Raw genomic sequence first — 26,887 nt, forward strand, 5'->3', positions numbered from 1 at the left:
CTTGCTAGACCCTCTGGCCTATGGCGTTGTTATTTCTATAAGTGCAGGTCCCTCAACCGCCCGGGCGTTTCGCAGCGCTGTGGCAAGCTGCGCAAGATCAAGTGCGCCCGGACGAAGTGCGTCCTGATGGTCGCCATTTGTCAGCCGGATATGTTCGCCCGCTATGCCATAGGCCTGTGCGAGCTTGACGAAATCGGGCGCTGTCGGGCGCACTCCAACCGGTTCTATCTCCCGGGACAGCATGTAATCTTCGATTTCCTGATAACCGTGATTGTTCCAGACCACGAAAATCACCGGTGCTTTCTCATCCACAGCAGTGCCGAGCGTGCCCAGACAAAACTGGAAGCCGCCATCGCCCACAAGGCAGACAACAGGCGCGCCGCTCTGCGCAAGGCTTGCGCCGACTGCGGCAGGAGGACCAAACCCGAGCGCACCATAGCCGGTTGAAGCATTGAACCAGCTTCGCGGGTCGTCGGCTTCGAAGAACAGATTGCCTGCATAGGCAAGCTGGGTGGAATCCCCGACGATAATGCTCCCGGGCAACGTGTCCCGAATGGTATCCAGAACTTCGATCAATGCCTGCATTTTGGATGAAAGAGAGCGGTAGGCTGCCTCCGTTGCGACAGAAGCGCGTTCCTTTCCGCCGTCGCGCTCTGCGTGAGACAAATCACGGAGGGACGACGCGAGCGCTTCCACTATCAGGGCTGCGTCGCCTGTGAGCGCGAGCGCGGCCGGATAGCTGGTAGCAGCTGCATCGGGATCGACATCAATGCGGATCATTCTGGCGGGCGGTTCAAAACCGCCGTCCACATACATGTCGTAATCGGTCGGCCCAAACTGGGTTCCGATGGCGATGACGAGATCGGCCTCTGCGATCAGTTGGCGGATCGGCGGCAGGCTTGGGCTTGCCTGCACCATAAGGGGATGGCGACCAAGCAAACCACGGGCGTTTGTTGTGGTGATCACCGGTGCGTCAAGCATTTGTGCAAGGGTGGAAATGGCATCACACGCGCGGTTGGCGCCCCCGCCAGCGAGGATCAAAGGACGCCGCGCTTCCGCACACAATGTTGCGGCGTCGATGATTTTATCGGTGTCGAAAGCGACGGCAGCCTTTTCCAACGGCTTCAGTGGTGCGCCTTCAAATGGAGCTTCCATGAGGTCGGTTGGAATTTCAATATGGACGGGACCGGGACGTCCCGATTTCATCCGGGCAAAGGCGCGGCCAACCAGTGATACCAGATCGCCGGGTTGTTCCAGCCGTTCCGATGACAAGGCGATTGTTCGCATCGTTGCGGACTGATCGGGCAGTTCGTGCAGATGCCCCCGGTAATGTCCGAGCGTATGGCGGGCATTGACCCCGGAGATGACCAGCATCGGGATGGAATCCGCGCGCGCCTGCGCCATGGGGGTGATGGCGTTGGTCAACCCCGGGCCGGTAATCAGCAGGCAAACGCCCGGCTTGCCGGAAACCCGCGCATAGCCATCCGCCATAAAACCTGCATCCTGCTCGTCGCGCGGGGTGACGTGCCGAATGCCCGACCCGGCCAGACCGCGATAAAGCTCTGCCGTATGCACGCCTGGAATGCCAAACACGGTATCGACGTCGTGCGCTTCCAGAAGCTCAATCAACGCCTGCCCGACCGTTGTTTTGCTGCTCATGACACCAGACTTTCCGCATTGTGGTTAAGGCCGCGGGCAAAACGGGCAATACGGTCGCAAGCCTCGATAATCCGGTCTTCGGGAACGGTGACGCTCATGCGCACCAGATCCTTCGCAACCTGGCCAAAAGACGTGCCGGGCATCATCGAGACATAGTGTTCTTCAAGCAGGCGGCTGGCGAATTCTTCGCCATTCAGTCCGGTGCCGCCAATATCCAGCAGTACGAACATGCCAGCTTCCGGCATCAACGGCTTGATGCCCGCGACACCGCGCAATTGTTTGACCACGAGTTCCGACCGGGCCTTGTATTGGGCGCGCATGACGGAAGATGTCGTCAGGTCGTGGGTCAGCGCATAAGCCACCATGTCGGCGATGAAAGGCTGTCCGCCGAAGAGCATGGATTCGGAAAACGGCAGCAATCTTTGGCAGAACTCTTCCGATCCAATAGCCCAACCCGCGCGAAAACCGGGTGCTGCATGCGACTTGGATATGGAAGAGACCACGATTGCGCGATCAGCCATTTCTGGAATGTCGAGCGGCGAAGCAAATGCTGCGCCGAAGGTAAGCTCTTCATACACCTCATCGCAGATGATCCAGAGATTGTGCTTACGGCACACTTCGGCGATGGCGGCAATTTCGGGCTTTGTCAGCACCGAGCCGGTGGGGTTGTGCGGATTGTTGAGGAGCAACGCGCGGCAGTCGGGCGTAATGGCGGCTTCCAGTATGTCCGCGCGAAGATGAAAGCCGTCTTCGGCCCGCAATGGCACTGGAACGATATCAGCTCCCGGCGCGCGCACAACGCCTTCATAGGTCGCATAATAGGGGTCTGGAACGAGAACCTTGTCACCTGCCTCGACCAGTCCGGTCAGGACTGCATAGAGTGCTGTCTGGGTGCCCGGAAAATAGAGGATGTTGTCTGTGGTGATGGTGCGGCCAGTGCGCTTTGAGTATTTTGCGGCCAGTGCCGCCAGCACTGCCGGTTCGCCGCGACCGTTCGAATAGCGGGTGCGACCGGCGCGCATGGCATTGTTGCACACCTCCAGCAGCATGGGGTCTGGCGCGACGTCGGGTTCGCCAATCGTGAACTCGATAACCGGATGGCCGAGCGCGCGCAGTTCCCTGCCACGCGCATGGACACGCCATTTGTCCGACCCCAGTCCTGATAGTCTTTCGGTGATGGAAGCGTAATGCATGTCAATGTCTCGGAAGTGGTGGCACGGCGGGAAGCTCGATGCCGAGAAGGGCGCCGATGGAGCTTAGTCCGATGCCGATTTGCATGGTGTCGTCGATTTCGTCCGCGCTGAGACAGCCTTCGATCCACAGGCCGTCGATCAGTGCGTTGACCGCGATGGCGAGGCGTCGGCACGCCTGCGGGGTTGGCTCGCGGCCTTCCGCCGACAAGACCTCCGCAATCAGGGTTTCAGTCGCCCGGCGAAAAGCGAGATAGCCTTCACGATGCTCGCGTTCCAGATCCGGATCGAGATGAACCTGACTGACGAAAGTCGCCCAGAGCGAAAGCATGCGCGGGTCTGCCACTGCTCCACCAAGGCTGGCAGCGACGAAACGCGTCAGCCGGTCATGGGGCGTGCCGCCGTCCGATTCCAGAATACTCAACGCCGGCACGGTCATCATTTCGATCATACGCCGGTAGGCGGCGGCGATGAGATTGGCCTTTGATGTGAAGTGATGCCTGATGAGGCCATTGCTGACCCCGGCACGCGCGGCGACGGCGCGCACCGTCGTCGCCTGTATCCCCAGATCGGCAATGCAATCGAGCGTAGCCTCTATCATGTCTGTGCGACGGTCGAAGTCTGGCGCACGTCGAAACGATGCGGTCATCTTCTCCTCCCTTGATGCGTGACTATGCACTTGCATAACACTTATTCAAGTGTATAGTCAGCGTCAAGGGAACCGTTGGCTGCTTGTTGAGAAGTCGAACAAGAACTTCGAAGTGGCTGATAGACAAGTAATATCCAGGTGGCTTTCGGCGAACCGATTGGGTGGCCGGGCCAAGGGAGGTTCGTGCCGCATGAGCCAGGGCGAAGAGGCGATCTCTGTCGTCGACCTTCACAAGCGTTTCGGTGATCTCGAGGTGCTTAAGGGCGTTTCACTCAAGGCGCGCGAGGGCGATGTTATCGCAATTATCGGCGGATCGGGCTCCGGCAAATCGACATTTCTTCGCTGCATCAACATGCTGGAACTGCCGACTTCGGGGGCGGTTACCATCCATGGTGAGACTATCGCCATGAAGAACGGTGGTAATGGCAGCCAGATTCCCACGGACAGAAAGCAGATCGAGCGCATTCGCACACGGCTTGGAATGGTCTTCCAGAGCTTTAATCTCTGGCAGCACATGACTGTTCTTGAGAACGTGATCGAAGCGCCCGTTCATGTGCTGGGGGTGCCGAAAGCCGAGGCGATAGATCGCGCCGAAACGCTGCTGAAGCGCGTTGGGCTCTATGAAAAGCGGGATGTGTATCCAGCTTTCATGTCCGGCGGCCAGCAGCAGCGCGCCGCGATTGCGCGTGCGCTCGCGATAGAACCGCTGGTCATGCTTTTCGATGAACCGACCTCTGCGCTGGACCCTGAGCTTGTTGGCGAGGTGCTCTCCGTTATCGGAGATCTGGCCAAGGAAAAGCGCACGATGATTCTCGTTACGCACGAGATGAAATTTGCGCGCAAGGTCGCGAACCACATTGTCTTTTTACATGATGGCAGGATCGAGGAAGAGGGGTCCCCCGAAGACGTATTCGGGAACCCCAAATCCGAACGACTGAAAAAATTCATCAGTTCAACGCACTGAAACGGGAATGGGAGAAGTACTAATGAAGCGTCTTTTTACAAGTCTGTGTATCGGTGTAACATTTGCTGTCGCGGGCGTCGCGGTTGCGAATGCCGAACAGGTAAAGGTCGGTATCGCAGCCGAACCCTATCCGCCCTTTACCTCGCCCGATGCGTCGGGAAAGTGGCAGGGATGGGAAATTGATTTTGCCGATGCCGTCTGTAAAGAGGCCAAGCTTGATTGTGTGATCACGCCTGTCGCCTGGGATGGCATCATTCCAGCGCTGACCACCAGCAAGATCGACATGATTGTCGGCTCCATGTCGATGACGCCCGAACGTCTCAAGACGATCGATTTCTCGGACAAGTATTACAATACGCCGACGATCGTCATCGGTACCAAGGATCTCAAATTCGATGCGACACCGGAGGGGCTGAAGGACAAGACCATTGGCGTTCAGGTCTCGACCATCCATCAGGCTTACGCGATGAAGCACTTCGCGCCCGCCGGTGCCACGATCAAGGAATATCAGACGCAGGACGAAGCCAATAACGACCTGACAGCCGGGCGTATCGACGCTGTACAGGCGGATTCGCTGGCGCTTCGCACCTTTCTTGCCACGGACAGCGGCAAGGCATGCTGCGAGGAAAAGGGCACGGTCGCGCAGGACGTTGAGGTTCTGGGACCAGGCGTGGGTATCGGATTGCGCAAGGGCGATACGGAACTCAAGGACAAGTTGAACGCTGCAATCAAGGCGATCCGTTCCAACGGCACCTACGACACTTTCACGAAAAAATATTTCGACTTCGACATTTACGGCCAGTGAACGTCATGGCCAGCCGGCATCCAGTCGGCTGGCCTATTCTGATTTCAGCATGAACGGGACTGGCCATGGATGCACCATTGATCAACTGGAGCCTGCTTGCTCTCAATCCACCGGGGTGGGGAGGCGTGCTTCTGCAGGGCTTCTGGCACACGCTGCAAATTGCCGTCGGCGGTTATTCGCTCGGTCTGTTGATCGGCATGTTTGGTGCGCTGGGCAAGCTCTATGGCGGCCCTATCATTCGTGATCTGCTGGAAGTCTACACGACCGTGGTGCGCGCCGTGCCGGAGCTGGTGCTGATCCTCATCCTGTATTATGCAGGCACAGATTTGCTGAACCAGATGCTCGCTGTGTTCGGCTATGGCAAAGTCGATATCAGCGGGCTCGCTGCTGGCATCTTTGTCATCGGGGTGGTGCAGGGCGCCTATTCAACGGAAGTCCTGCGCGGTGCGATCAAAGCGATTGCACCCGGCCAGATCGAGGCGGCGCGCGCGTTCGGCATGCCGCCGTCGAAGATGCTCCGACGCATTACGATACCGGCCATGCTGCCCTTTGCCATACCGGGCCTTGCCAATCTGTGGCTTATCTCGACCAAGGACACGGCTCTTCTGGCTGTCGTCGGTTTCAGCGAATTGACGCTGGTAACACGACAGGCGGCAGGCACGACCAAGCACTATCTGCTGTTCTTCTTGACCGCTGGCGTGCTTTACCTCGGGCTCACCCTGATTTCGAATGCCTTCATCGGCATGATTGAGCGGCGCTCGCGCCGTGGTTTTGCGCGGATTGACTGAGATGAGCACATCTTCAGCCATATACGAAAACCGAACCTCTGCCAGAATCTGGCTTGAACCGCACCGCGTCGTGCTGATTGTCATCGCAATCGCACTGTTTGCCTCGGCGGTGATATTTGGCCGCTGGGACTGGCTGCCGCAATATCTGCCTCGTCTGGGGTCCGGCATTCTGGTCACCCTGTTCATGTTGTTTGGGTCGGCCATTCTAGGGTTCATGCTGGCGCTCCCGCTTGGGCTGCTTCAGGTGACTGGGCCCTGGTGGTTGAGCTGGCCAGCCAAGGCGTTCTGCACCGTCATCCGGGGCACGCCTCTGCTGTTGCAGCTCTGGCTGCTCTATTACGGCCTTGGTTCTCTGTTCCCGTCCATTCCCGGCATTCGCAGTTCATTTATCTGGCCTTATCTGCGTGAAGCATGGCCCTATGGACTTGCCGCGCTGACGATCTCATTTGCGGCCTATGAGGGCGAGGTCATGCGCGGCGCTTTCGCTGGCGTGCCGTCTGGCGAATTGCAAGCCGGGCGTGCTTTTGGCATGTCGCCCTGGAAAGTGTTTCGCCGCATCTGGCTGCCACGTGCCATCCATCGCGCGTTGCCCACGCTGAACGGTGAAACGGTTCTGCAGCTGAAGTCGACACCGCTGGTCGCAACAATCACCGTGGTCGATGTTTACGGCGTCGTCTCCCGTGTGCGACAGGACACTTACCTGACCTATGAGCCGCTTCTTCTGCTGGCATTGATCTACATGATACTGACCGCAGGTCTGGTCTGGGTCTTCCGCCGTCTTGAGAACCGAATTCCGACAAGAGGTGCTTGAATGCGCGATTTTTCGACTGCTATTCGCAATAACCTGCCCGAACTGACGGCATTGCGACGTGACCTCCATGCTCATCCCGAACTTGGTCTTGAGGAAAAACGGACCTCGGAGATTGTTGCGCGGGAGCTTGAGGCTTTAGGGTACAAAGTCACACGCGGGCTTGCAAAAACCGGGGTGATTGGCACTTTGACGAACGGGTCGAGCCGGAAGTCGGTCGGCATTCGCGCTGATATCGATGCGCTGCCGATTCACGAGCAGACAGGTCTTTCCTATTCCAGCAAGTCGCCGGGGCTGATGCATGCATGCGGGCATGATGGCCATACGACCATGTTGCTTGGCGCCGCCAAGGCCCTGGCCGAGCGGCGCAATTTCGACGGCACCATTCATCTGATCTTTCAACCGGCGGAAGAGAATTTCGGCGGGGCCAAGATCATGATCGAAGAAGGATTGTTTGATCGCTTTCCCTGCGACGCTGTTTTTGCCCTTCACAATGATCCCGGCATTCCGCTTGGCAAGTTTGCCTTTCGCGATGGACCGATCATGGCTGCGGTTGATGAGGCGATGATCAAAGTGAAAGGCTATGGTGGTCATGGATCGGAGCCGGAAAAGACCGCCGATCCCATAATGGCTGGCGCTTCCATCGTGATGGCGTTGCAGACTATCAAGTCGCGCAATGTGCCGGCGCTGGACCCGGCGGTTGTGACCGTTGCAGCTTTTCATGGCGGCTCGGCAAGCAACATCATTCCATCGTCGGCGGAAATTGTCGTCGGTATCCGCACCTTTTCGCCGGTCATTCGCGATCAGATTGAAGAGCGGATCAAACGTGTTGCGGCCTATCAGGCAGAGAGCTTTGGACTGACTGCAGAAGTCGATTATCTGCGCAGTTACGACGCAACGATCAATCATACCGCTGAAACGGATTTCGCGCGCAATCTGGCGCTGCAATCGTTTGGTGCGACGAATGTGATTGAGCTGGAGCGCCCGTTCATGGGCAGCGAGGACTTCGCCTATATGCTTGTCGAGCGACCCGGCACCTATTTCTTTTTGGGTGGGGGCAAGGGAGAGAATGACTTCCAGCTCCACCATCCATCTTATGATTTCAATGATGATCTGATCCCCATCGGCGCGGCCTTCTGGACCGAGCTTGCTGAAGCCTATCTTAAACCCGAGTGAGCCCATGACCGCCGTTTATGAATTCAATTCTGCCATCGTCCGGACGCCGGGACGATCCGTCATCAATGGTTTGCGCGCCGATGACCGGGGCAACCCGACCTATGAGGGGGTCAAGGAAGAACACGAAGCCTATGTGCAGGCCCTGCGGCAGGCAGGTGTAGAAGTAACCGCGCTTCCCCCAATGGCGGAATTTCCGGATTCGATCTTTGTCGAAGACCCGGCTTTGGTGTTCCACGAAGGCGCTGTTCTGCTGCGTCCCGGTGCACCCACGCGTGTGGGTGAAACGGCGGAAATCGAGCCGGTTCTGCGCTCTCTTTTTGAGAGGGTCGTGCCGCTTGCATCGCCGGGCTTTGCGGACGGTGGGGACGTTCTTGTCACACCGTCGGCGGTGATGATTGGCCTGTCAGCGCGCACAGACAAAAGCGGCGCCGAGGGGCTTCGTGCAGCCCTTGCAACCCTCGGTCATGCTGCGGAGATTGTCGAAACACCGAAGGGCGTGTTGCATTTCAAGACCGACTGCTCGCTGCTTGATGAGGAGACCGTGCTTGCCACGCACAGGCTGGCGGGTTCGGGTTTCTTCAGAGGCTTGCGTGAAATCGTGACGCCCGAAGGTGAGGAGGCCGCCGCCAATGCGCTGAGGGTCAACGATGTCGTCTTTGTTGGGGCTGATTTTCCTCGTACGATCGATCTGCTCGATACAAAGGGCTACAAGGTTGTAGCTCTGAAGACGGGGCAGATTGGGCGGATCGATGCGGGCCTGTCGTGCATGTCGCTGCGGTGGTGGCGATAGTCAGGATGCATTCCAGACGATAGATCGGCGCTGGTATCCAGCGCCGATTTTTATCGGATGATCTATGGCCCGCCTCAATGATTGGGATCTATCGATAGACATCCATATTGTCTGCGTCTGGTGTCCCAAAACTGCGCGCATAGGAATGGCCGCTATAAACCGCAGCGGCGATGATCGATGGTGCATAACAGTCACCAATTGAGGTAACGGATTTTATGCCCGCTTCCTGCCATTCATTCCGGCGAGCTTCCAGTGCAACCGCCAGGCTTTTGTCGGGATGACGGCTGGTGACTGGCACCAGTGTGGCGCATGGAATTTCGGTTTCCCTGCCGGAATAGACACATGCGACAGACAGGCTATCGGTGGTTTGTCTGGCGAGCCTGTGCAGCGGGATTATCCTGACACCCAGCTCTATCAATCTCGTTTGAATCTTCGACTGTTCGAGCGTGTGTTCGCTCCAGGGGGCCACGATTGCAGCTGGTGTTACCAATGTCGTATCAATGCCGCGACTGACCGCAAGCTCGGCGAGAACCGAGCCGAGATAGTAACGATCATCATCGAATATCACCAAAGGTCCGCGACAATCATCAAGGGATGTTTTGTCTTTGAGAATGGTGTCGACACTCAACGTGTGACCATCCAGTGTTCCCAGAGGTTGTCTGTGGGAACGCCCGACGGCATCGGTGCGCCAGCGCGCGCCGGTTGCCAGCACCACGTTGGGAATTCCGTAAGTCAAAATCTCATCGGCATCCAGATGGCTGTCGAGATACATCTCCACATTGGTCGCACGCTGCAATTGCGTCATCCGCCAATCGCGAACACGCGCCCAGCTTGCAAGACCGGGGAGGGCCGCTTCCTCGGTCACACGCCCACCCCACTGCGTGCTTCTATCAGCAATGATGACTTCTGCGCCGCGCTCGGCCATGGCGCGGGCAGCTTCCAGACCAGCGGGGCCACCACCGACCACCAGAACTTTCTCGGTGGTCTGCAGCTTGCCGATTTTTTCCGGGTGCCAACCCTTGCGCGCTTCTTCGCCAATTGTCGGGTTTTGGGTACAGCGCAATGGTGCAACGATGTTGTCGCTGGCGGTGCATATATTGCAACCGATGCATTCGCGAATGTCATCGACGCGACCGCTCTGGATTTTCTCTGGCAGAAATGGGTCGGCAATTGACGGGCGCGCCGCGCCGATAAGATCGAGAACGCCGGATTTGATTGCCTGTACCATCGTGTCCGGCGATGTATAACGGCCGACACCAACGACTGGTTTGGTGGTGAGTGATTTTACAAAAGAAATATAAGGCTCCTGAAAGCCTTCCTGCGAAAAGCGGGATGTCTGGCTGTCGTTGGACCAGCCGGACAGGTTCACATCCCAAAGATCAGGCTCATCGGCGAGAGCGGCAATGACGTCCCGTCCTTCACCATTGTGCTGGATGCCCTGATCACCCAGAAACTCCTCAACCGCAAAGCGCACCGCAATCGCACATTTGTCACCGACAGCGTCGCGCGTATCCGCCAGCACTTCACGAAACAAACGCAGTCGGTTCTCGAACGACCCGCCATATTCGTCCGTGCGGCTATTATAACGTTGCAGCAGAAAATGCTGCAGCAAAGTCATGTCGTGGCCTGCGTAAACATAGACGATATCGAAACCGGCTCGTTTGGCGCGCAGCGCTGCATCGCGATGCCATTTGCGAAACCGTGCAATGTCGGTCTTGTCCATGGCTTTTGCCTGAACCGGATCTTCCACATCGACAATCATGTCCATGGGCCCAAGAGGCGCCAGTCTGGTCAGACGGTTGGAGACATGGATGCCGTTATGCACAAGCTGGATTGCCGCGAGACTGCCATGCTGGTGAACCGCGTCAGTCAGCTTCTGGAGACGGTCGGCGTCCCTGTCGTCCCATATGCGACCCTGATTGGAAGGCGTAATATCCGATGTGGGATGGATTTCGGTTTCCTGCGTGGAAACCACACCCCAACCGCCCTCTGCCTTCATCTCACGCAGGCGAAGATCATGCTCGGGATAGCGATGGCCCATGCCGCTACAATGTGGAACCTGATAGAAACGGTTCTTCGTCGTGACGGGGCCAATCTTGATTGGCTCGAACAGAATTTCGTGACGCTTGTCCATGGTCGCTCTGCTTATCATTTGGAAGAAGGCCACCCCTCTTTGGGGGTGACACAATCTGACGTGAATCTCTGCCGCGTTTAACGCGCCAGAGATCGTTTGAAGCGGGCTTCGAGTTTGGCCTGACCATATTCCAGAACGATGGATAGGGCCCAGTAGATCATCGATGCGGTAATGAGCATTTCGATATGCCGGAACTCGGTTTGCCCCTGTGTGCGGGCGAGATACATGAGTTCCCATACGCCAATGACCGAGACCAGTGACGAGTCCTTGAGCATTGCGATGAACTGGTTACCGGTCGGCGGAATGATGATGCGCATTGCCTGCGGAAGAATGACCAGCCACATGGTCTGTGAAGGGCCGAGGCCGAGCGCGAAAGCGCCTTCCTGCTGTCCACGCGGAATGCTCTCGATGCCTGCGCGGAAAATCTCGGTCATATAAGCGCCATAGCATAGCGACAGCGCCAGAATACCCGCTGGAATAGGCCCGATGACATAGCCCACCTGCGGTAGTCCAAGGTAGATGATATAGATCTGCATCAGCAATGGCAGGCCGCGGAAGAGCGATGTGTAGAACGTCGCCAGCCCGTAGACCAGACCGTTCTTTGATAGCTTGGCCACAGCGCCAACCAACGCCAGAATGGTGGCGAAAAAGATGGAGGCTGCGGAAATGTAAAGCGTTGTGACGACACCCTGACTGATCAGAAATCCGATCTTGCGGGCTATGAATTCAAACGAAAGATTGAATGAATAGAAGAAGACCATCAAGAGCAGGAACAGTTCCAGCCATATTCCGGATATCTGTGCCCAACGCGGAAAAAGTCTCAGAAAACTCCAATTGGCGAATATGATAACGCTAAGCAGTATAGAGGAGATCAGTGTCGCTTTGGTGAAACCCGCTTTCGCGACTTTGGGGTCGATACCAAGCCAGTTTGTTATGCCGGAGAACCGGATATTCATGAAACAGAAGAGTGCCGTCAGGATAACAAAGAACGCTATCTGAACAGTACGCTTGGCGGCCTCCGGCCGCATCAGAAAAAACCTCCCGAGCATGTTCTCTCCTCTGTTAGCTTGCCTTTCGCTCAGCAAGCCAATCCTGCATCTGCAATTTCCAATAGGTGAGCTGTGCGGCTGCGAGGCCAGCGGCTCCGCCAGCCCAGACCAATCCGAATTTTTCGAACAGCTTGTAGCGGTCACTCTGTCCGCAGATAGCTTCCGCCACGACCTTGCCGCCAATGGCGGTGGTGTTGAGTCCATGGCCACCAAAAGCGGTGCAATACCAGGTGCTGCGATCCAGTTGGCCAATCTGGGGCATCAAATGTCTGGCGTAGGACATCAAGCCCGACCACGCCAGTTCCGTCTTGAGTGACGCAAGCTGGGGATAGGTTCCCACCATCTCGTTGCGCAACTCGCGCACCACGCCGGGCGTATTGGCTGCTCTTGTGGTGATGCGTCCGCCCCACAAAAGTCTGCGACCACCATCAATCACACGATAGTAGTCACCAGCGCGGCGGTTATCACCAATCGCGGCTGTTGTGCGGATTGCCGATGCAATCAGTTCAGGCGCTTCTTCACTCACCATCACATAGGTTGCAATTGGCAGGTAGGCCCGCCTGATCTGGCCCACCAGACCGTCAGTATAACCACCAGTGGTGATCAGCACTGCGCCTGCCTTGACCTGTCCCTGAGCTGTTTTGACAAGCTTCCCGTCCTTGTGGTCGAGCAACTGCACCACACGACTATGCTCGAATATCCGCCCACCAAGCCGCTCTATCTCGCGCGCCAGCGCCCGGAGATAATTCAATGGATGGATATGGAATGCATTGGGGTCGTAGACCGATTGAAAGTAGCGCTGCGAATTCAGGATGCCGCGCGTTTCAGTGGTTGGGTGGAAGTCAATCTTGTAGCCATAATCGCGTTGCAGCGCGTCGGCGTAGTGTTTCAGGCTGTCACCATCGTCATAACGGCGGACATGCAAAATGCCGGGAATGGACTGGGCTTCATCGATCTTCAGCGTGTCGATGTTTTGTCGAACGAATTCGACACCTTCAATCGATAATTGATGCAGTGTCTTGGCAACAGACTTGCCAGCCCGGGCAGCAATTTCATCGCCACCAGAGGCAAAGCCGGGGCTGACAAAACCGCCATTGCGCCCGGAGGCGCCGAAGCCGATGCTCTCGGCTTCCAGAACAACAACTCGCTTGCCTGCGCGCGACATCTGCAAAGCGGCTGACAAACCAGCCAGCCCTCCGCCGATCACGGCAACATCTGCTGTTATCTCGCGTTCGAGTGTCGGACGCACCAATGTGTCCGCCGTCGTCTGGCTGTAATATGTGGCCGGATAAGTCATCGCAATACCAGGAAAAGCATATCGGATGAGCCACCGTCACGATGGCTCATTTCGATATTGATCTAAGGGGAATGTCAGTCGGCGCTGTAGTCTTTGCCGTACCACTTTGCAGTGAGTGTCGCCAAAGTGCCGTCAGACTTCATCTGCTTGATGATCTCGCCAATCTTGGCGGTCCATTCCGGATCGTTCTTCTCCGCGATGACCACGAGCGGCTCACGGAAGGCATATTCGCCCTCAAGAATTTTCACCGGATAACCGTTCTTGATGGCGTTCTGCGCCGTCTGTTCCGGAGCGATGATCGCATCAATGCGAACGCCGTCACCCAGTCTCAGATCGTCGAACGGCAGCATGGAATCCGCAAAGGTGCGAATTTCGCCCGGTTCCAGCTTGTATTCGATTGGGGGAAGGCCCGGTGCGTCAATTTCCAGCTGGTGACGCGCGAAATCTTCCGACGTGGTCGCCGTTTCTACGCCGATGACTTTGCCCTTGAGATCAGCAACGGATTTCGCCTCGCTGTCCTTGTGCACGACATAGACATAGGGGCTGTAATAATAAACACCGGCGAAATCGATGACATTGGCGCGCGCCTTGGTCGGTGTTACCGATCCGACACCCACGTCATAGCGCCCCTGCCAGCGTCCGCCGGTCAGCGTTGCCCAATCCGGCGTTTCGAAAGAGACGCTGACGCCAAGGCGCTTGCCGATCTCGTTGGCCACGTCCACGTCGAAGCCTACGAGTTTGTTGGAATCATCCAGAAAGCTCTGGGGTGGCCAACCCGCATTGGTTGCGACAACCATGGCCTTTTTTTCCATGACGCGATCCAGCGTCTCTCCTGCATAAGCAGAAAATCCGGTAGCCAGAATAGCGCCTGCGATACCCATTATTGTTATGATTTTTTTCATTTTATCGAACCCCTCCTCTGGTTTGATGCATCAGCATTGCATAAACCCGGAAGCAACGGCTAGGCGGCCCGGATAAGTAGGTTATGAAATTAGCGTATGATGATATGCCGTTCTTGCAGGATGTAGGGTCGGGCCTGTTTGTGTTCGGGGCCGCTCAAGCGAATGGCCCCGCCATCACAAGCGAATTCGTCTGATCGCCGGTGCTGCCGACTATTGGTTGCGCACTGCCATTGCGGTGACTTCAACCCGCATTTCCGGGGTGGCGAGACCTGAAACACCCACCGCGCAACGAACCGGAAACGGCTTCTTGAAAAAGCGCAGATACACTTCATTGAACGCCGGGCGCTCATTGATGTCGGTCAGATAAATCGTCAGGTGAATAACATTCGCCAGACTGCTGCCAGCCTTTTCAAGCGATGCTTTGAGGCTGTTCAGCGTGCATTCGCTTTGGGCCGTTATATCACCGGTTTCCATGGAGCCATCGGCCCGGATGGGAACATGGGTGGTCACCAGGAAATTGCCGATGCCTGCAACATCGGAAGAGATTTCGCTTTCGTCTGTATCCTCAAGGAAATAGGGCGTTGTGCTGTTCGTCATGGTCTTCTCCGGTCGTTGGCGAGTATCCGAAATCTGCGACGCGGTTTTGGGATAAGTTGCGCGTTAAAACAAGCAGCCAGAGCATTGTTATTGCTCAAACTGGATACGAATTGCTCTTTCTTGCCTCGAACCGGCTCTGCGTGAGGTAGCAACAATGTGTAGTCACGCGGCGGGTAAACTATTGCGATGGTCGTTAGGCGGGTCTAGAAACAGGTCAGAAGCACGAGGCTTCCCTCAACGACGGCCAATTCTGGTCTGAAAGCAATCCATGACTGAAAAACACTCTCATCGCGGGCTTGTTGTCGCCGCGATTATGGCAAGCATGGCCATGATCGCCGTCGAGGCAACAATTGTGTCGACCGCGATGCCGCAGATCGCAGCGCAACTTGGCCAGCTCAATCTTTATTCCTGGGTGTTCTCGTCATTCCTTTTGACCCAGACGGCAACGACAGTCGTGTTTGGCAAACTGGCCGATATCTATGGACGCAAGCCGGTGCTCGTCTTTGGCATAGCTCTGTTTCTGGTTGCCTCTGTGCTGGCCGGTTTTGCATGGTCTATGCCGTCGATGATTGCTTTTCGATTGTTGCAGGGCATTGGGGCAGGGGCGATCCAGCCCGCGGCCATGACCGTCGTAGCCGATCTTTTTCCTGGAGCGCAGCGCAGCAAGGTTCAGGGATATCTTGCCAGTGTCTGGGCATTGTCTGCCGTTGTCGGTCCTTTGCTTGGTAGTCTCATCATTCACAATTTGAGCTGGGCATGGGTGTTCTGGATCAACGTGCCTGTCGGTATTCTGGCCGCATCCGGCTTTCTCCTTTTCCTGCATGAAGAGAAGCGCTCCACGCGCGTATCGGTCGATGTGCTTGGCGCGGCTCTTTTCGCCGTCTCCATCTCCTCGCTGATGATTGCGCTCACGCTTATGGAGAGCGCGGTTTCGCTGGAGGGAATTCTGGCACTAGCGCTGTTCGGTCTTTCGCTGGTTGCCTTCATCTGGCAGGAGCGCCGCGCGAAAGAGCCGATGGTTGCGCCCGATTTGTGGCTAAAGCGTCCCATAGCATTTTCCAATCTGGCGGTTTTTCTGGCCAGTATGTCGATCATGGGGCTGACGACATTCCTGCCCATGTATGTGCAGACGGTCCTCAACCGGTCTCCCGTGGTCGCGGGCTTTGCGCTCACCATGTTGCTGCTGGGCTGGCCGTGCGGCGCGACGATTGCATCGCGCCAGTTCACGCGGTTTGGACTGCGCCCAATCATGATCGCGGGAAGCATCTGCATTCCGATTGGAACGTCGCTGCTCGTCATGCTCACCCCAGCTAGTTCAGCCACACTGGCTGGAGCCGGTTCTCTGATCATGGGATTTGGCATGGGGCTGCTCAACATCGGGGCGCTGATCCTGACGCAGGACAGCGTGAGCTGGTCGGAGCGCGGCAGTGCCACGGCATCAAATGTCTTCTCGCGCAATTTGGGCAGTACGCTCGGAGCGACTGTTCTGGGCGCGGTGCTGACCTACGGACTTTCGAACGCTAATCACGGTGAGGCGATTACATCGGATCAACTTCGCGACTTGCTGAATGGCGCGGAGACGCTGATGGATCAGCAGGCGCTGCGACTGGCGCTTCAAAATGCGCTGCACGCGACCTTTGTTGCGATGATGCTGATCGCGGTCTTGATTGTGCCAATTTGCCTTTTTGTCCCACGGGTCAAAAAGACTTATGAAGAACAAGTGGTGACCTGATGTCCATTCGATAATCGAGAGCCGTAGATTTAAATCGTTATTACTTTCCAACCAGCAGGCCTTGTCATTTTGCGGTGACCTCGCTGGCGATTCAATACTGGGATATAGATTGCCAATATAGGCCGGTTATCGCCAAGTTACATCATGCCGAATAACAATATTGAATAGCAGATAAACGACCTACATGGCGAGAGGGCCAATCCCAGCATGTTTCCATGCGTATCGGTTTATTTGTTGAATTTCTCAAGGATTTTGAGTTTTACTGTAACTTCCGGCTCTCCAATTTAGATATTGCAGTTACAAAATCGCACCTGCCTAAACGTCTTTGCCTTCTGCCCGGTCTCTGAGAATTTGCGCGGCTCTCGCCCGGTATTTCTCTTTCACGTCATCGGGAACGCCGCCGCTGACACTGGCGCCGCTGACGATTTTGCCAACGGCAGCATCCCAGTCCAAATCGGGATCGGGGTTCTCATGCTCGAAAAGTTGCTTGGCTAGCTCTTCGATCTCTAACTGCTTTTCAAGTTCGCCGCTCATGACTACCTCCAGCTGCAAATATCTCTGATAGTTGGTACATCCACACCGCAACAGTCACCGTTTAAGGCAGTCGCCCGCTGCCATCTTCGTGATGGCGGACCATGTATTTGCGGATCAGCAAATCGAGCGCCTCTCTGGCTTCTGCCTCAGGCAGGTGCGCCTGAACGTGACCGTCAATCACGACGACTTCGCCGCTGAATTTATCGAAAACGGACCAGGTACTGTCGGCTTCCTGCCGGACCCCAAAACCATTCTCAATCATAGCATTCCTCCATGCTACTGCCCGTGCCGCCCGATTTCTTGCCTGTTGTTTGTTCCGCGTTTGACGCGTTCGAGGGACGCAAGAGCCTTGCCCGGCACCGAAGTTCGGTTTGAGAGAAATATCGGGCAAGCCCGCGCTAGCATCATTCGCTGCAGTCTCATTGCAGATATAGTTAAACGAGATCGCGCAGATTCAGTTCCGAGCAACAAATCATATGGCGTCTGAGCAAGAGGTGAGACGGTGGCCTTCGCGTTCAATCATCCAGTCTGGGTTGAACGCCGATATGGGTATTGCCCCATGTGGGATCGATGCCGTTATAGGTGTTGTACAGGCGGATACCGAGAGCCGCCAGGAGGATAACTCCCCCGAGCACAATGATTGAGGCGAATAGTTTTTCAGAGTTCATGAGAGTTTATGTGCGATTGTCCCGATCTGAAGGGTCGTTTGACATATTAGTGGTTGCTGGACTAGCTTCTAATGCTTGAAGCGACGAATCTAAGATCGATGCCCGCCTCTGTAACTTCCTCATATATATATGGAAATAATAATGGATAGTGCGGTGCTTTTCCTGCATGCACGCGGACGGTCGGCCGATGAGATCAGAAGTCTGGATTGGAGTAAAAATCCATTAGGGGAGCCGAATCACTGGCCAGCACCGCTCGTCACCGCAGTGCAAATGATGCTCGCGTCACATTTCCCGAAAGCAATTGTCTGGGGACCTGAGTATACGACAATCTATAATGATGGCTTTCGGCAAATTCTCGGCGAGAAAGAGAATTGCATGGGGGCGTCATTCGGCGATATTTGGGCGGAAGTCTGGGATGAGCTGGTGCCGATGATTGAGAGCGCCTATGCCGGAGAAGCGACCTTTATCGAAGACTTTCCCTTGGTCATTGATCGCCATGGTTATTCTGAACAATGCTATTTTACATTCTGCTACAGCCCAATTTTTGATGAAAAGGGGCGTGTTGCCGGGATGATCGATACGGTCATCGAGACCACCTCCAAAGTAGAATCCGAAAAACACGCGAAGATCCTGAACGCTGAGCTTGCACATCGCATAAAGAATACTTTCAGCGTGGTTTCGGCGATTGCGAGCCAGACCTTCAATAACAATGCTGATGACGATGTGATCCATACGTTTACCCGGCGGTTGTTTGCGCTTGGGAATGCACATGATGTGCTTCGGCTTGGGAAAAGCTCGGAAGGGTCACTTCGGGAGATCGTGACAGGCATTACAAATGCGCTGGCTGTAAGCGATCGGGTCCAATTTGAAGGCAGGGATATTATGATCGGCCCGAAAGGGGCGTCCACGGTTTCGCTGCTTATCCACGAACTGACCACCAATGCGATCAAATATGGTGCACTGTCTAACGAGGGCGGCCATGTCCAACTGGAAGCGAAAGTCTCGAAGGGCCAGAGCGAGCCGACCCTGACCCTGTTCTGGGCTGAGATCGGTGGTCCGACTGTTATCGAACCGCAAAAGTCCGGTTTTGGCTCGAAGCTGATCAGAATGGGCCTTCTTGGCTCCGGTGAGGTCAAATCTGACTTTAGGCCTGAAGGCTTTTCAGCACAGTTTTCCGCCCCTCTCCGGCAGTTGCAGGGCGAGGGACGGCTTTTCGATTCCACTTGATAACGGTGCGGGGTGTTACGCACGGTCAGCGCACTTCGAGTACATCTCCGCTACGACGGTCAATGATGACACGCATATCGTTGTCGTCTCGATCCAGGCCTCTGACGATGTAAGCATTACGGCGTCTTGAAACGCTTTCAACCTCGTCCATGCCTTCGTTGCGTGCAATTCTTGCTGCTCGACGTTCGCTGATTTCATCGCCGTAATCACGGCGGTCACGGTGCATTCTGCGGTCATCGTCTGGATTGACCTGAATGCCGTTTGGTCCAATTTCAATGCTTTGCGCTTGTGCCGGGACAGTGGACAAAAGGGCTGCCACTATCACTGCTGCGATTGCCGAAAACCTGTACATGGCGACTATCCATTATTCGTTTAGCGCCCGCCGCAGGAATGAACGAGCTAATCAACTGCCGGTTCCAGATGTGGCGGTCAACTCTCTTAACGCCACGACACAATCAGCTGCGCTGCATATGGTTAGCAAGCCAAGCAACTCAGGTGTCATGATCAAATAAAATGAACTGTTGAAGCGGAGATAGTGTGCTAATGCACCTCACCATCGATAGCAGTATGGAAATATTCAAAAGATGGAATGGATTCCGGTATTCTTGATCGCGTTCAAGGTTCTCGTGTTGGGCGCGGCCATGTTCTTCGCCATCAAGTTTCATTACGATGAAGACAAAAAGAAGAAGAATAACGAAAAGGGCGGGGCATAAGCCCCGCTTCGGCGCGCAGTTATTACACTTACCGGCAGACGCGGCGCGCGCCAATCCCTTGCCGACGCGGGTGCGGCTGGCTACAAGCGCATCATGATTTCATTTCCTTGGTGGGTTGCCGTTCTCGTTATCATGTCGATCTATTGGCCGGTTACCGTGATGGTAGCGGCTGCGATAGTCATGACGGCGTTTCTCGGAACAAAGAACATTGGCTGGCGGATAGCCTGGATCGTGTTGGCGGCGCTGATCGTCGCGCCGGTCATTTGGTTTTACACGACACCATAAAGAAGGGCGTAGCCTGCGGGCGGTGAAAGAATTGGGAATGATTCGCGGCTAGAAGGTAAGGCGCTCGCGTCGGGTTCCTTAGCAATAACAGTGCATATTCTGGAGGCAGGTGAGGGCATCTGTAAACCATCCATCAGTCTAAGCATCTGATATGATTTATATATGTCCTAAGTGGAGGATCGAATGGTGGGCGTAACAGGGATTGAACCTGTGACCCCTACAATGTCAATGTAGTGCTCTCCCGCTGAGCTATACGCCCATTCGATGTGCCGCATACACCATATCGCGTTGCGCCCGTCAATGGCCTTTTTTGAAGTTTTTTCGTCTTTTTGTTGAAGACTTTTCAAAAGCCCGGAAAACCGCGACTTGGCCGGTGATCGCCTTAGGCGGCGATCAACATTTTTTCGATTTCGTTCACCAGGTCGCGCAGGTGGAATGGCTTGGAAAGCACTTTCGCATCGCGCGGGGCGTCAGAATCAGGGTTCAAAGCAACGGCAGCGAATCCGGTGATGAACATTATTTTCAGGTCGGGATCGATTTCCGTGGCGCGGCGCGCCAGTTCGATACCGTCCATCTCCGGCATGACGATATCAGTCAGCAGCAGTGAGAACGGCTCTTCCTGCAGGCGTTCATAGGCGCTCGCGCCATTGTCGAAGTGTGTTACGTGATAGCCCGCCTTTTCCAGTGCCTTCACGAGGAAGCGGCGCATATCGTTATCGTCTTCAGCAAGAAGAATTCTTTTCATTGGTCCGTCCGAATTTCCCATCGTTCGCTCCAGTGCTCGGGCAGCGTGAACGATTCAATTTTCCACTCTAGAAAACGCTTCTTTGGTAAATATGAAATGAATGCTCGCGCGAATGTTAATTGTTATGGCATGCATTTGGCAACAATCTGTCATTTGTGACGGGATTGCCGCAGTTTTCGGTTCATGATCGAATTCGGCGCTACGTGTTGGTATTTGCACCGGCGCAGCGGTTGACGTAATTTGTCGAGCCCGGCGGCGTGCTGTGTCCAGCCACCGCAAAGATGACATGCATAAACGGATCAAAATATGAGTTTGGAGCGTGATTTCAGCCTGATACCGCCTTTCGAGGTGAATGCTCCGGCAGAGCAGCGAATTCCGTTCGTATTCAATTCGCCGCATAGCGGTCGCTATTATCCGCAATCCTTTCTGGAGTTATCCCGTCTCGACAGTCTCAGCATCCGTCATTCGGAGGATTGCTATGTCGATGAGTTGTTTGCCTCCGCCGTCCGACTCGGTGCGCCCTTGCTCAAGGCGCATTTTCCGCGCGCTTTTCTTGATGTGAATCGCGAAGCCTACGAGCTTGATCCACGCATGTTCACCGAAACGCTGCCGCCGTTCACCAACAGTCAGTCGGCGCGGGTTGCCGGCGGGCTGGGCACGGTGCCGCGTCTGGTGGGCGAGGGGCAGATGATCTATTCGGGGCGTATCCCGCTTGCCGAAGCCTTCTATCGCATTGAAGACCTCTACAAGCCCTACCACCGCACGCTTGAAGGCTTGCTGCAATCGACTCGCGCGCGGTTTGGCTATGCGGTCCTGATCGATTGCCATTCGATGCCCGGTGGTGTGCGTCCGGGAGAAGTGGCTTCGCGTCCTGATTTCATTATCGGTGACCGGTTCGGTCGCTCGTGCAGTGAGCGCCTTACGCAGGCTGCCATCGAGCTGTTGCGGGATCTGGGCTACACGGTTGCACATAACAAGCCCTATGCGGGCGGTTTCATCACCGAACATTATGGCCGGCCCGCCGTTGCGTGCCATGCCTTGCAGATCGAGATTAACCGCAGTCTCTATGTAAATGAGCAATCGCTGCACAAGCTCACGGGTTTCGACACATTATGTGGCGATCTGCATCAGTTCCTGAGCGACCTCACATCCTTGCCGGATGATCTGTTTATCGCGCCGCCGCTTGCTGCCGAATGAGGTGTTCGGCGGCATGTCGCACAAATGCGACAAGCCCATGGTAAGTATAAGAAATTCAATTTAGCAGGCAGATAAAAAGAGCCGCGCTCGAACAATACGAACGCGGCCAAAGACTAGGGAGGAAATGCCCCGAAAGGCATCGACAGGAAGACCTGTCTGATCTTTAAGTTACGCGCGAAAGGTGCTTGCGTCAAGAAAATGCGCATCTTTTTTGGGCTGATTTTTTCTTGCTCAATAATTGAGCAAAATTAGCATGGATGCACAAGTTGCAGCCATGTCTTGGAAACAGGAGAATGGGGTTGCTCATCGACAAGGCATTTTTTTCCGAAGTGGCAGCGGCTGCAGCAGCTGAAACTTTGCCGCGCTTTCGTCAATTGAACGCGGTGGACAACAAATACAGCGTCGGATTCGACCCTGTGACCGAAGCGGACCGTGCTGCGGAACGGGCGATTCGTGCCGTCATTGGGCACCGTTATCCGGAGCACGGCATTCTGGGCGAGGAATATGGCCCGGAAAATACCGACCGCAGCCATGTCTGGGTTATCGACCCCATAGACGGCACGCGCGCCTTTATATCCGGTCTGCCTGTCTGGGGCACGCTGGTCGGCCTGACAGTGGATGGCGATGCACGCGCCGGGATGATGTCACAGCCTTTCACGGGTGAGCTGTTCTTCAGCGACGGCGAAGGCGCCTATTTGCTGCGCGAAGGTGACGGTGAGGAGCCGCGCCGTCTTTCCGTGCGCAAGGGCGCGACCTTGGCGGATGCGACGCTGTTCACGACGACGCCAGCGATGTTCAAAGGCGAGAATCGCCAGGGGTTTGACCGGCTTGAAAGCGCGGTACGCCTGTCGCGTTATGGTGTGGATTGCTACGCCTTTGCGATGCTCGCAGGCGGTTATGTCGATATCGTCGTCGAGGCTGGTTTGCAGCCTTACGATATCGTGGCGCTCATCCCGATCATCGAGCAGGCGGGTGGCGTGATCACACGTCGCGATGGTGGCCCCGCCGAACAGGCTGGCGATATTGTTGCGGCTGCCACGCCTGAATTGCACAAGGCCGCGCTCGATTTGCTGAATGGCTAAAACATTTCGGGGGATCGGCCTGTCGGGCCGGTTCCCTGTTCCTGCCTGTCAGACGCCGGAAAACTCCGGCTCGATGGTTTCCGGCATGGTTTCGACATCGGACGATCCGGGAATGAAGGCGTCGAATGCGGCCCAGAGCTGCTCGCGATAGAAATCGGCTTCCTGCAACAATTCGTGGCGTCCGCCATCGATGGTAATCAGTGAAACATTGCGCGTGCGCGCCGCAAAACGCTCAAGCACCGGCGTCGACACAACACGTTCGTCACCTGCCGCAATGATCAGCACAGGCACACTGGGGCTTTCCTCATAAAAATCCGGCTGATTGATGCGGCGCGCCGTTTCAAGCGCACCCCACACCCAGCGCACCGTCGGTCCGCCTAGCGCCAGATCGGGGAAGAGGCGCGTGATTTCCGTATTGCGCATAAAACGCGCAGGATCGCTGGTCAGCGGATTTCCGGCAAAGGGTCGTGCGGTCAGCCTTTTCCCACCAGAGGCATAGAGCGTTCCAAGCCCGATGCGTCGCAGCGTGGCAGCCAGGCGGCGCACGACATCGTCGCTCAATTTCTGTGTGGCGAGGCCCATGAAAGGCGCGCACAGCACCATGCGCGTGATGCGGGACGACAGGCTGCCCATTGAAGCCAGCGCCACCATGGCGCCGGAAGAATGGCCGAGAATATAGAAGGGCGGCGGGCAATCGGGCAGAACGATATCTGTCAAAAAATGATCCAGATCTTCCTGATAATCATCGAAACTGCGGACATAGCCGCGAAGCCTGTCGCGCAGCAGCCGGTGAGAGCCGCCCTGGCCGCGCCAGTCGAAGGTGGCGGCAACAAAGCCGCGTGCCGTCAGCTCGCTCATCGTCTCGAAATATTTTTCGATGAATTCGTTTCGACCTTGCAGCACGATGACCGTGCCGCGCACCGGGCCTGTTTCGGGCTTCAGGATGCTGTAGCGCAGGGTGCTGTCGGGATAATCGGAATGGCTGGTGAAAAAGCCCGACCGTATGCCATGCGGAATCGGATTCGCATCGGTTTCGAACAGTAGTTCCGACATCCGTTGCGCAGCCTTTCGCGAATGATAATGCCCTGATCGTTTCGAGTATTATGCGCGAAGTGATGATAAAAAGTAACCGGAAGTTCGCGGGCGAACTTCCGGCCAAAGGATCGTCAGGTGCAAGGGACGTTGCGGCCAGACGTTCCGACTTCTCAAATGTTTAGTAGCCGCCCGGACGGCGTTCGCCGACGATACGTCCGGAGAAGGCGTCGACCATAACGATGACGCGACGACCATTCGGACGTGTGGCGCGGACCATATAGGTGTCGCGATCCCGGCGCATGTCGCCGACTGCATAGCCGCGGCGTTCCAGCATACGGGTGACTTCACGCGGGCGCAGCGTATCGCGATTACCCCAGTCGGGGCGACGATCCGGGCGGCCATAGCCGGGCGGCGGAGGTGGTGCATCCGGGCGCGGCGGGCGTGGGCGATAACCATCATTGTTGTCGTAATACTGAACCTGGACGCGCAAACCCGAGCTGTCAGCGAGGGAAGGGGTCGCAAAGCCGGTAGCGACGGTGGCAAGTGCGGCAAAAGCGAGAACAGCTTTTTTCATAACCGTGATCCTTAATAAAACCTGCCGAGCGACAGGCATGACGGGACATGTATTAGCCCCAAGCAGATGAACGCTCGCGGAAGATGATGTTCATTTTGGGTTCACTGTGCGGTTGCTCCCAAAAATGTAGGCCACTACGGATCAGGAGTTGTTACGCGAAGTGACATGCCGTGTAGGCGAAGCTGGGGATATTGTTGTTTGAGAGCACTCTTGAAAAGCAAAACAGCCATTCCCAAATGAGTTTTGCGGTCGCCAAAAAGGGGCCGCCGGCACCAAGGAATTCGCCATTAAGGGAGTTTCGCCGCCATGCATGATCCCGAAGCCGCAGGTCGGTTTTTGGAAAGGATCATGCGGAACCATGCATCATGTCGCTCTGAAGGAGGGCTAACACATGCGTCACGTAGATTTTTCCCCGCTCTATCGTTCCACGGTTGGTTTCGACCGGCTTTTCACCATGCTTGATTCGCTCGCTTCGCCGGAGGGCACACAGTCCTATCCGCCGTATAATATTGAGCGCACGGGTGAGAACACCTATCGCATCACCATGGCCGTTGCGGGCTTTTCCGAAAGCGAACTCGAAATCGAGGCCCATCGCAACCAGCTGACCGTAAAAGGCCAGAAGGCTGACGAAAAGGCATCCGATATTGGTGAAGTGCTTTATCGCGGTATTGCTTCGCGTGCTTTCGAGCGCCGCTTCCAGCTTGCTGATTTTGTCGAAGTCGCTGGTGCAAGCCTCAAGAATGGCCTTCTGCACATCGACCTCAAGCGCGAGATTCCTGAACAGATGAAGCCGCGCAAGATCGAAGTCGCCAAGGCTGGTTCCGACAGCGCTCAGCAGATCGAAGCCAAAACCGCACACTAATCACTGATCAGCTTGTAGAAATAAGAAAGGCGGCGCTGCAAAGCGCCGCCTTTTCTCTTTATGGTGCGTATGGATCAGACACTCAGGCGATCATGTCGCCGAACCGGTCCACATCTTCTTCCGTGTTGGCGAAGCTGGTCACAAAGCGGGCGAAAATCTCGCCCTCACCAATGCGGTTTTCTTCCGAATGCGGCGGGTTCCAGTCGTAGAAGATCGCTCCGGCATTGCGCAGGCGGTCATAGACCGACTGTTTCATGATGGCAAAAACTTCATTGGCTTCCGGCTTCCAGGCAAGGCGCATCTGGCTGGACGCGTTGACGTGGCCTGCAAGGCGGGTTGCCAGCGCATTGGAATGACGTGCGAGTTCCAGCCACAGATCATCTTGCAGGTAGGCATCGAACTGTGCAGCCACAAAACGGGTCTTGGAAAAGAGCTGTGCTGCGCGCTTGCGAATGAACGGCAGATCCTTTGCGCGCGCCGGGTCCATGAAGACCAGCGCTTCCGCGCACCAGCAGCCATTCTTGGTGCCGCCGAAGGAGACGATATCGACGCCCTGCTTCCATGTCATTTCGGCCGGTGTCAGGCCGAGCGTAACCAGCGCATTGGCGAAACGTGCGCCATCCATGTGAAGCGGCAGACCAGAATCGCGACAGATTTTCGAAATGGTGGCGATTTGTTGCGGTTGATAGAGCGTGCCGACTTCCGTAGCCTGCGTGATGCTGACGGCCATTGGCTGTCCGGCATGGACGAAAGCCGGGTTGAAGCGCTTCAGTTCCCTCTTGAGGAGTTCAGGGTCGATGCGGCCGAGCGCACCGTCAATGGGATGAAGACGTGCGCCGCCGGTGAAGTATTCAGGCGCGCCGCATTCATCTTCGATGACATGCGCTTCGCGATGCACCAGTGAAACGCCGCCTGGACGGTTGACGCTGGCCAGTGCCAGCGAGTTCGCGGCTGTGCCGGTGCCGACGAAGAAGACGGCAACTTCGCGCTCGAAGACTTCATTGAAACGCTGCTCGACGCGCTTGTCGAGTTCGCTTGCGCCATAGGCGGCGGCAAAACCGGCTGCGTGCAGCGAAAGGCTTTCCGCAATTTTCGGATGGGCGCCCGCCCAGTTGTCTGATGCAAAATGCACGTATTCCTCCAGATGGGTTAAATGGGCTTACGCTCAGTTGATGTCTCTATAACCTGTCTGACAGAAGCGGTTAAGGCCCGGCTTACGCGAAAAATGTCATCAACCTGCCTATTTTATAGGCAGAGGCACTGTGAACAAAAGCGCGCCAAACTGACGCAATGGCGGCTAAACGCAATTAAAATCCAGTAAAATCACAGCTTTTGATATTTTATTACGGAAGTTGCTGAGAAAAATTGCGTTTCCATCTTGTGAGGCAATTTGAATTCTGTCATACGTAATTAGGACAGCAATGC

At 55.9% G+C, this 26,887-nt stretch carries 28 protein-coding genes and 1 tRNA gene; 13 read left to right on the forward strand and 16 right to left on the reverse strand.

Going from position 1 to position 26,887, the window contains the following annotated elements:
* Positions 1-18 precede the first annotated feature (18 nt).
* From QBD01_RS09370 to QBD01_RS09380, 3 genes are read right to left on the reverse strand one after another with little or no spacing between them, the layout of a single operon-like run.
* Complete coding sequence (locus QBD01_RS09370; RefSeq protein ID WP_280992561.1) at positions 19-1,659, reverse strand: 5-guanidino-2-oxopentanoate decarboxylase; 1,641 nt, start codon at positions 1,657-1,659, stop codon at positions 19-21.
* Entirely contained in the window at positions 1,656-2,852 is a 1,197-nt protein-coding gene (locus QBD01_RS09375) for a pyridoxal phosphate-dependent aminotransferase (RefSeq protein ID WP_280992562.1), read from the reverse strand. Before QBD01_RS09375 ends, QBD01_RS09370 begins: the two co-directional genes overlap by 4 nt.
* A 1-nt stretch (position 2,853) precedes the next feature.
* Complete coding sequence (locus QBD01_RS09380) at positions 2,854-3,498, reverse strand: TetR family transcriptional regulator C-terminal domain-containing protein (RefSeq protein ID WP_280992563.1); 645 nt, start codon at positions 3,496-3,498, stop codon at positions 2,854-2,856.
* Positions 3,499-3,688: 190 nt separating this feature from the next.
* On the opposite strand from QBD01_RS09380, the gene QBD01_RS09385 reads away from it, so the two are divergent.
* The 6 genes from QBD01_RS09385 (at position 3,689) to QBD01_RS09410 (ending at position 8,829) form a co-directional block, all read left to right on the forward strand.
* Positions 3,689-4,462 carry an ATP-binding cassette domain-containing protein gene (locus QBD01_RS09385; protein ID WP_280992564.1) on the forward strand — a complete coding sequence of 258 codons (774 nt, stop codon included), beginning with the start codon at positions 3,689-3,691 and terminating at the stop codon, positions 4,460-4,462.
* A 22-nt stretch (positions 4,463-4,484) separates the two neighbouring features.
* A complete protein-coding gene (locus QBD01_RS09390; RefSeq protein WP_280992565.1) occupies positions 4,485-5,267 on the forward strand; it encodes a transporter substrate-binding domain-containing protein in 783 nt (260 codons plus the stop codon).
* Between the two features lie 65 nt (positions 5,268-5,332).
* A complete protein-coding gene (locus tag QBD01_RS09395; RefSeq protein ID WP_151653305.1) occupies positions 5,333-6,055 on the forward strand; it encodes an ABC transporter permease in 723 nt (240 codons plus the stop codon).
* A gap of 1 nt (position 6,056) precedes the next feature.
* Positions 6,057-6,866: an ABC transporter permease gene (locus tag QBD01_RS09400; RefSeq protein ID WP_280992566.1), complete on the forward strand. Its 810-nt coding sequence runs from the start codon at positions 6,057-6,059 to the stop codon at positions 6,864-6,866.
* Entirely contained in the window at positions 6,867-8,039 is a 1,173-nt protein-coding gene (locus QBD01_RS09405; RefSeq protein ID WP_280992567.1) for a M20 aminoacylase family protein, read from the forward strand.
* A gap of 4 nt (positions 8,040-8,043) precedes the next feature.
* Positions 8,044-8,829 carry an arginine deiminase family protein gene (locus tag QBD01_RS09410; protein ID WP_280992568.1) on the forward strand — a complete coding sequence of 262 codons (786 nt, stop codon included), beginning with the start codon at positions 8,044-8,046 and terminating at the stop codon, positions 8,827-8,829.
* An 88-nt stretch (positions 8,830-8,917) separates the two neighbouring features.
* Here the strand turns inward: QBD01_RS09410 and QBD01_RS09415 are convergent, their stop codons facing one another.
* The 5 genes from QBD01_RS09415 to QBD01_RS09435 all read right to left on the reverse strand — a co-directional run bounded on the left by QBD01_RS09415 (position 8,918) and on the right by QBD01_RS09435 (position 14,808).
* The gene (locus QBD01_RS09415) at positions 8,918-10,963 is read right to left on the reverse strand and encodes an FAD-dependent oxidoreductase (RefSeq protein WP_280992569.1); all 2,046 of its coding nucleotides are present in this window, start codon (positions 10,961-10,963) and stop codon (positions 8,918-8,920) included.
* A gap of 77 nt (positions 10,964-11,040) precedes the next feature.
* Positions 11,041-12,012: an amino acid ABC transporter permease gene (locus tag QBD01_RS09420; RefSeq protein WP_280992570.1), complete on the reverse strand. Its 972-nt coding sequence runs from the start codon at positions 12,010-12,012 to the stop codon at positions 11,041-11,043.
* Between the two features lie 13 nt (positions 12,013-12,025).
* On the reverse strand, positions 12,026-13,309 hold the full coding sequence (locus QBD01_RS09425) for an FAD-binding oxidoreductase (protein WP_280992571.1): 1,284 nt from the start codon (positions 13,307-13,309) through the stop codon (positions 12,026-12,028).
* A gap of 74 nt (positions 13,310-13,383) precedes the next feature.
* Positions 13,384-14,211, reverse strand: a complete 828-nt coding sequence (locus tag QBD01_RS09430) for a transporter substrate-binding domain-containing protein (RefSeq protein ID WP_377514147.1) — start codon at positions 14,209-14,211, stop codon at positions 13,384-13,386.
* 210 nt (positions 14,212-14,421) lie between these two features.
* Positions 14,422-14,808: a RidA family protein gene (locus QBD01_RS09435; RefSeq protein ID WP_280992572.1), complete on the reverse strand. Its 387-nt coding sequence runs from the start codon at positions 14,806-14,808 to the stop codon at positions 14,422-14,424.
* A 268-nt stretch (positions 14,809-15,076) separates the two neighbouring features.
* Between QBD01_RS09435 and QBD01_RS09440 the strand changes: the two genes are divergently transcribed.
* Positions 15,077-16,540: an MDR family MFS transporter gene (locus QBD01_RS09440; protein ID WP_280992573.1), complete on the forward strand. Its 1,464-nt coding sequence runs from the start codon at positions 15,077-15,079 to the stop codon at positions 16,538-16,540.
* Positions 16,541-16,855: 315 nt separating this feature from the next.
* Here the strand turns inward: QBD01_RS09440 and QBD01_RS09445 are convergent, their stop codons facing one another.
* Together QBD01_RS09445 and QBD01_RS09450 are read right to left on the reverse strand one after the other, a co-directional pair.
* Positions 16,856-17,074: a hypothetical protein gene (locus tag QBD01_RS09445; protein WP_280992574.1), complete on the reverse strand. Its 219-nt coding sequence runs from the start codon at positions 17,072-17,074 to the stop codon at positions 16,856-16,858.
* Between the two features lie 61 nt (positions 17,075-17,135).
* The gene (locus tag QBD01_RS09450; RefSeq protein ID WP_280992575.1) at positions 17,136-17,336 is read right to left on the reverse strand and encodes a hypothetical protein; all 201 of its coding nucleotides are present in this window, start codon (positions 17,334-17,336) and stop codon (positions 17,136-17,138) included.
* Positions 17,337-17,883: 547 nt separating this feature from the next.
* Here QBD01_RS09450 and QBD01_RS09455 point away from each other — a divergent pair.
* Positions 17,884-18,969, forward strand: a complete 1,086-nt coding sequence (locus QBD01_RS09455) for an HWE histidine kinase domain-containing protein (protein ID WP_280992576.1) — start codon at positions 17,884-17,886, stop codon at positions 18,967-18,969.
* A 25-nt stretch (positions 18,970-18,994) separates the two neighbouring features.
* Here QBD01_RS09455 and QBD01_RS09460 read toward each other — a convergent pair whose 3' ends face one another.
* Positions 18,995-19,321 (reverse strand): PepSY domain-containing protein, encoded by a 327-nt coding sequence (locus QBD01_RS09460; protein ID WP_280992577.1) that lies wholly within the window; start codon positions 19,319-19,321, stop codon positions 18,995-18,997.
* A 232-nt stretch (positions 19,322-19,553) separates the two neighbouring features.
* Here QBD01_RS09460 and QBD01_RS09465 point away from each other — a divergent pair, with 232 nt between their 5' ends.
* Positions 19,554-19,682 carry a hypothetical protein gene (locus QBD01_RS09465; RefSeq protein WP_280992578.1) on the forward strand — a complete coding sequence of 43 codons (129 nt, stop codon included), beginning with the start codon at positions 19,554-19,556 and terminating at the stop codon, positions 19,680-19,682.
* 93 nt (positions 19,683-19,775) lie between these two features.
* Positions 19,776-19,967, forward strand: coding sequence for a hypothetical protein (locus tag QBD01_RS09470; RefSeq protein WP_182519618.1), 192 nt, complete (start codon positions 19,776-19,778; stop codon positions 19,965-19,967).
* Positions 19,968-20,151: 184 nt separating this feature from the next.
* Here QBD01_RS09470 and QBD01_RS09475 read toward each other — a convergent pair.
* Positions 20,152-20,226, reverse strand: a tRNA-Val gene (locus QBD01_RS09475).
* A 123-nt stretch (positions 20,227-20,349) separates the two neighbouring features.
* Positions 20,350-20,712: a cell cycle two-component system response regulator CpdR gene (gene cpdR, locus QBD01_RS09480; RefSeq protein ID WP_002966536.1), complete on the reverse strand. Its 363-nt coding sequence runs from the start codon at positions 20,710-20,712 to the stop codon at positions 20,350-20,352.
* Between the two features lie 306 nt (positions 20,713-21,018).
* On the opposite strand from cpdR, the gene QBD01_RS09485 reads away from it, so the two are divergent.
* Together QBD01_RS09485 and hisN are read left to right on the forward strand one after the other, a co-directional pair.
* Positions 21,019-21,909: an N-formylglutamate amidohydrolase gene (locus QBD01_RS09485; RefSeq protein ID WP_280992579.1), complete on the forward strand. Its 891-nt coding sequence runs from the start codon at positions 21,019-21,021 to the stop codon at positions 21,907-21,909.
* A 299-nt stretch (positions 21,910-22,208) separates the two neighbouring features.
* Entirely contained in the window at positions 22,209-22,991 is a 783-nt protein-coding gene (hisN, locus tag QBD01_RS09490; protein ID WP_280992859.1) for a histidinol-phosphatase, read from the forward strand.
* A gap of 48 nt (positions 22,992-23,039) precedes the next feature.
* On the opposite strand, the gene QBD01_RS09495 is transcribed toward hisN, so the two are convergent.
* Together QBD01_RS09495 and QBD01_RS09500 are read right to left on the reverse strand one after the other, a co-directional pair.
* A complete protein-coding gene (locus QBD01_RS09495) occupies positions 23,040-24,044 on the reverse strand; it encodes an alpha/beta hydrolase (protein WP_280992580.1) in 1,005 nt (334 codons plus the stop codon).
* Between the two features lie 160 nt (positions 24,045-24,204).
* The gene (locus QBD01_RS09500) at positions 24,205-24,600 is read right to left on the reverse strand and encodes a PepSY domain-containing protein (RefSeq protein ID WP_078339241.1); all 396 of its coding nucleotides are present in this window, start codon (positions 24,598-24,600) and stop codon (positions 24,205-24,207) included.
* 391 nt (positions 24,601-24,991) lie between these two features.
* On the opposite strand from QBD01_RS09500, the gene QBD01_RS09505 reads away from it, so the two are divergent.
* A complete protein-coding gene (locus QBD01_RS09505; protein WP_182519621.1) occupies positions 24,992-25,462 on the forward strand; it encodes an Hsp20 family protein in 471 nt (156 codons plus the stop codon).
* Positions 25,463-25,544: 82 nt separating this feature from the next.
* Here QBD01_RS09505 and QBD01_RS09510 read toward each other — a convergent pair whose 3' ends face one another.
* Positions 25,545-26,594 carry a low specificity L-threonine aldolase gene (locus tag QBD01_RS09510; protein WP_280992581.1) on the reverse strand — a complete coding sequence of 350 codons (1,050 nt, stop codon included), beginning with the start codon at positions 26,592-26,594 and terminating at the stop codon, positions 25,545-25,547.
* Positions 26,595-26,887: the final 293 nt, after the last annotated feature.

It is taken from the genome of Ochrobactrum sp. 19YEA23, assembly GCF_029909865.1.
GTDB classification, from domain to species: domain Bacteria; phylum Pseudomonadota; class Alphaproteobacteria; order Rhizobiales; family Rhizobiaceae; genus Brucella; species Brucella gambitense.